This is a genomic window from Arthrobacter sp. ISL-69 (genome assembly GCF_018613775.1).
In the GTDB taxonomy this organism is placed as follows: Bacteria; Actinomycetota; Actinomycetes; order Actinomycetales; family Micrococcaceae; genus Arthrobacter.
The window spans coordinates 1-5797 of record NZ_JAGGPO010000029.1; the positions used below are offsets into that span (position 1 = coordinate 1).

2 protein-coding genes and 1 pseudogene are annotated in these 5797 nt (G+C 65.5%); all 3 read right to left on the bottom strand.

What is annotated here, in order from left to right; translation table 11 throughout:
- Positions 1-545 (bottom strand): hypothetical protein (locus tag J7I79_RS19575; RefSeq protein WP_214956121.1); only part of this gene is annotated, 545 nt, incomplete at its 3' end.
- A 163-nt stretch (positions 546-708) separates the two neighbouring features.
- The gene (locus tag J7I79_RS19580; RefSeq protein WP_311380616.1) at positions 709-5322 is read right to left on the bottom strand and encodes an Ig-like domain-containing protein; all 4614 of its coding nucleotides are present in this window, start codon (positions 5320-5322) and stop codon (positions 709-711) included.
- 116 nt (positions 5323-5438) lie between these two features.
- Positions 5439-5768, bottom strand: a pseudogene (locus tag J7I79_RS24325) (Ig-like domain-containing protein); the annotation flags it as partial.
- Between the last annotated feature and the right edge of the window lie 29 nt (positions 5769-5797).

Genomic DNA, 5797 nt, shown 5'->3' on the forward strand with positions numbered 1-5797 from the left:
GGATCAGCACTGTAGATCCGGTTGTCGGAACCCACCGCGGACACCAGGCCTTCCGAGCCGACCACGGCGGGCTCGGTGGCTTCCTCGTCGAAAGCATTGACGGTCGACGGAGACAGGGCCCAGACCTTGCCCTTGGCTGCGTCGGTGACGGAAATGACCTCGGAACCGAAGCTCACATCAGCCGAACCCGGCAGTTTCTTGTCCCCGCCGAGCTGCATGTTGGCCGGGGAAACCTGGTTCAGCGTGGAGCCTGTCTCATCGTCGACGAAGACGTCACCGGAGTTCTGCAGGATGTCAAAGGTAGTGCTGGCGGGGGTCACCGCACCGTCAAGCACGCGCGACGGATAATTCAGCCGGCCCACGGCATTCCTGGCCTTGCTGACCACCCACACGCCGCCGTCGTTCAATTCCACCTCAGTGGTCTTGAACCCGGGATAAATCACCGCGCCGGCCACCAGCGCAGCACCGGCCACCGCAAAAACGGTGGCCGAAACCAACTTCCTGCGGCGCTCCCTGAGACCCAGCTTGCCGAACAGAGTTGTCACAAGTTTTCAATTCCCTCAAAATCGCAGCCGCCCCCAGGGCAGCGTTTCCAAAGACCCGGTACCGGGCTCTCTGTTTCCCGCGACAGCCTACCCAACCAGCCGTCGGACCGCGATGGGGAGCTCTCCCCCACCGCCTGACCTGCGGTTCCTTCCGTCATAGGGATCAGCATTGCGGAATCCCGTGGGAGTACGGCTGACCGAGCTGTGAGTGTCCCGCGACCATGTAGTACCCGACGTTCCGGTTGGATCCGGGTTCAACCCGGTAGAACGGCTGATCCGGGGTGTTGGTCCACTGGTCGTTCATCATCACATAGCAGTGGACCACAATCCGCTCGCCGCTGTTGACGTAGAACCACGGCGGCGTATCGCCGTTGTTGACCCCCTGGCAGTCGAAGTAGGGTTTCGGCCGGTAGCTGGCCTTGCCGTATTCGAACGTGCAGGTGCGGACCAGATCCGTGCCCTTGACGACAGTCGTTATCCACTCTCCTTGCGCACCGGATTTGGCGGACGCCGAAACAACGCCGCTCTCTGTTCCCAGGGAGTTGACGGTTTTCACGTCGATTCGATGGGACTCCCCGAATCCGCCGGTGTTGATGACCCTGCTGCCGGCTGCGGCAACGTTTTCCCAGCCGCCGTTGTCGATCCTGATCCTGGTCAGAGCAACGTCGTTGGTTGTGGTTGACGGGGAGGACCAGTTCAGGGTGAGCGACTTCTGGTTCATCGAGCCGTCCTGCCCCGACGCCGACGGTGTACCGGGCGAACCGTAGGGGGTGGCCGAAGCTCCGGCACTGGCGTTGGAGCTCGGAGCCACGGTGGAGTGTGCGATCACAGTGATGGTGGTCGCCGTGCCGTTGGTGAAGCCGCCGACCTTCTGCCCGGGCTTGATGGGACCGCTCTGGCCGGTGCTGGCGTTGTAGCTGTAGCTGACCTCGCCGTAGGCCGAACCGTTGCGTTCGGCGGCGGTCAGTTCCCTGAAGTTGATGGTCACCTGACGCCCGGCTCCCCCGGTGTCCGCAGCGGCTGCAGTGACCCCGGAAACCTGGCCAAGCTTGCCGGTGGCGCGCCTGGGCGCGGACGGCAGACTGACAGCACCCTTTCCTGCTTTGTTTTCGGCCTGGACTGTGAACGTGTATTCGGCCTCGGAATTGTTTGCCGTGAAGTTGGCGGTGCGCACAGTACCGGCGATGGCCTGGGTCTGCGGGGCTCCGCCGCCTCCGCTCATCGTGACGTAGTAGTTCCTGATCGCATCCCCGTTGGTGTCCGGTTCCGTCCAGTTCACCCGCAGCTGGTTCGTGGTTCCCACCGCGGAGGCCACGGCGGAGGTCGGGGCTGCCGGTGCGGCCGGCACTCCGGCCGGGTTGTCTTCTGAGGAGTAAATGCCCCACTCCGACGGGCCAAGCTCGTTGACGGCCTGGGCGCGCACTTTGTAGCGGACGCCGTTGGTCAGGCCCGGCCAGGTGTAGGTCAGGCCGGTCACACCGTTCTTCACGGCGACTCCGCTGGCCGGCGACGGCGAGATCTCGAGGTTGTAGCTCTTGACTGCCGAGCCCTCGGTCTTGGCCGGCGGCCAGTTAATCACCATGTTCTTATCGCCTGCCTTCACGGCGGGCGCTTCCGGCGGGGACGGCTTCTCATCCGGCCGGATCTCATTCGAGGGCGGTGAGGTCTCGGACTCACTGACTTCATTGGTGGCGGTGACGGTGAAGACGTACTTGACGTTGTTCGTCAGGCCATTGAGCGTGCAGGTAGTGGTGGGGCAGTCCTGGCTAAACCCATTGGAGCGCACCGTGTATTTGGAGATCGGTGCGCCATTGTCCGCGGGCGGAGCCCACTTGAGCACGGCCGTCCGGCTGCGCACGTCCGTTGCGGCGGGGGCAGATGGTGCGTCCGGCTTGTCCCGGACCGTGATGCGGACCCGGCCGTTCGCTTGGCGGGACGGGTCGTCCGTTTTGTCCGAGACCGTGTACCGGAGCACCATAACGCCCTTGGATCCGTCCGCCGGCGTAACCGTGATGGAATCCCCGCTGATTACCGGCTGCCCGGCGGCGGAGCCCGTTTCCACTGCGACAGAGACAATTTTCAGCGGGGCATCACTGAAGGGGTTGAAGTCGTTGGCGAGGACGTTGATGGTCTCGGTCCGGCCGGCGTTGGCCTTTTCGATGACGTCCTCGTTGGCGGTCGGGAGCGGCCGGTTGGAGGCGACGACGGTAGCCGTCACCGAGGCCTTGACCGGTCCGGAGCGGCCGTCGGTGACCTTCAGCGGGATGGTTCCCTCGCGGCCCGCAGCCATGGCGGACTCGGAGCTGACCTTGAGAGTCTGCCCTTCAATCGTTGCCGTGAAGCCTTCCGGCAAGGCTCCGTCGAATTCGAACTTGAGCTTCTCCTGGTCCCCGGAATCCACATCCTTGGCCAGGTTGCCCAGCTCCAGGCCAGCAGTTTCGCCCTTCGGCACCTCAAGGTCGGTTCCGCTGAAAGTCGGCTCGTGGTTGGCGTTCGGGTCCGGAATCACCCGGGTGATGACGGTCAGCGTGGATTTCAGGCCCTGCGGATCGTCCGGGCCGGAGCCGTCCGTCACTTCGAAAGTGACGGAGCCGGGGCCAACGTAGTCCTTGAGCGCGGCGTAGCGCAGGGCGTTGCCGTTGCCGGCGATGACGTTTTGGGCGTCCGCTCCCTGCACCCGGACTTTGTCCGTCTGGGTGATCCGGGGTGTGTGGCCGTCCCTGACCCGGACGTACTCGTTCAGGTTCAGGGTGATTTCCTTGCCGGCCATCACTTCAACGACGTCGGCGCGGGCCAGGGTGGGGTGCTGTTCGCCCTGGCCGGGCACCCAGATGACTGCCGTGGCGCTCTGGCCGTCGACGTCGGTGACGGTGTACGGGACCAGCTGGTCCGCCGGTGCAAGGCCGACCACAACGTTGCCGTCGCCGCCGACGCGCGCGTTCGGATTGCCGTCCGGCAGGCTGATCTTGAGTTCGGAGGCCACGCCGTCGGGGTCGGAATCGTTCTTCAGGACCGGGACGTCGACTGCGGATTTCCCGAGCGTTTCTGCGGGGGTGATGACATCGTCCTGGGCGGCCGGCGCCTTGAGGGCAGCATCGGGGCTGACCCGGACCCTGATCACCGCAGTGCCCTGGGCTTTCTTGTCGTCCTGGATCTTGTAGCTGACGCTCTCGTTGCCGGCAGCACCCGGCGCGGTGAACAGCACTTTGCCTCCGTCGGCTGACTCGACGCGGAGTTCGGGACGGGCTTCGAAGGCGTTGGAGACCAGCCCGATCGGGTCCCCGTCAGGGTCCGAGTCGTTGCTGAGGGCGGCCACGGCGATCTTGCGCCCGGGGCGGACGTCCACGGCGTCGTCCACGGCGATGGGTTTCTGGTTGTTGGCTTCCGGCGGGGCGATGCCCACAATCACCGTGCCGGTATTTTCGGCGCCGATCCGGTCCCGGACCCGGTAGGTGAAGGTGTCGGTGCCGGCAGCAGTTCCGGTGGCGGTGAATTCAAGGTAGCCGTCCTTGACCACGGCCGTTCCCATGGCGGGGGCCTTGTCCACCCCGATCAGCTGCACGGAGTCGCCGTCGGCATCAGTGCCGTCGAGCGGAACGGGGATCCGAACCACCATGCCGGAGACTACGCGAGCGGTCAGGTTCTTCGGTTCGGGACGGGTGTTCCGTTCGTCATCGCGGGCGCGGACGCGGATGGTGACCTGTTGCGAGTCCGACTGCCCTGATTCATTGGTGACCTTATAGATCGCGTAGACCGTCTTAGGTACGTCCCCGGCAATAAAGCGCAGCGTGCCGCCGGAGCGGAAGATGCGCCCGTCGGCGTCGTCGGGCTTTTGCGCCAGTTCCGGCTCGAGGGTGAGCTTGCCACCGTTGGGGTCGGTGTCGTTCTCGAGGACCGGTATGGTGACGACGTCGCCCGTGCGCACTGACACCTCGTCCGGCTTGGCCTGCGGCGCCTGCAGCTTGGCCGGTGCGGGCACCACCAGGACTGCGATGTCGCCGCTTGCCGAGGACTTGCCGTTCGAAATCGTGTACTTGACGTTGAGCTGGCCCTGCGCCCGGATGTCGGTGATCCGGACGACGGAGTGGTCCAGCACCGAGGCACTGATCGGTTGGCCGTCGGCCGCCGTGACGGACTGGACCACAAGGACGCCGCCGGAGGGGTCTGAGTCGTTGCCGAGCACATCCACCAGGACGCTGCCGCCGCTGGGCAGCAGGGCCGTGTCCCGCACGGCGACGGGGGCGCCGTCGCCGTTGCCGGGAACCACGTCCACGCGCACCAGCTGCTGGGCGCTGGCCGGACCATTGGTTACGAGGTACGACACGTAGTGGGCACCCTGGGCGGCAGAGTTGAAGGTGAAGGTCTGTTGGTCCGCCCCCATGATGGCTGTGGAATTGCCGTCTGGCGAGACCTGGGCAAGGCGGAGCGCACCGCCCTGCGGGTCCGAGTCGTTCTTCAGCGGCGCGATGACCGTGTCCACACCGGCGACGGCGACGATGTGGTCCGCGTTGGCAATCGGCGGAAGCGCGCCGGGGGCGCGTACGTCCACAGTGACTTTGCCCTCTGCGGTGGATTGGCCGTCGGACACCGTCAGGGTGACCACCTTGCGGCCGGGTTCCGAGCCTGCGTCCTGAAAGCTGAGCAGTCCGTCGGGCCGGGCCTTGACCTGGTCCCGGGGGTCGCTGCCAGTGGCACTGACCACGTAGAGGTCGTCGCCGTCGGGGTCGGTCCAGTCAGTGAGGATGTTCTGGCTGACGAGTTTGCCGGCCTGGACCACGAGGGTGGTGTTGCGGTTCGGCTTCTGCCGCGGGGCCGAGTTCTCCCCAGCGGGATGATATTGAGGGTGACGTCGGAGGCTGCTGTGAGGCCGCGGCCGTCGTCCACTGAGTATTTGAAGGTTTCCGAACCGGTCTTGTCGGCAGGGACGCTGACTTGGAAGCCGGTGGAACCGTAGATCGGGGCGAGGAGCCCGGACTTGATCGGATCGGGGGCACGTACGGTGAGGATGTCGCCGTCGGCGTCGGTGTCGTTGTCCAGGACGGGGAGGATGGCGGTCTTTCCGGCGCGCACCCCAAACGTGTCCGGTTTGGCGACCGGTGCGCTGTTGGGCTTGGTCCGGTCCGGCAGGACGGTCTGCTGGACTTCGTCCGCGGAGTCCTTGTCCGCGTCGTCGGAGGTCTGTTGCGGCGGGATCACGTCGTCCCAGTTGTTGACCAGCTGCATGTTCTGGTTCACCAGCCACACATTGCCCG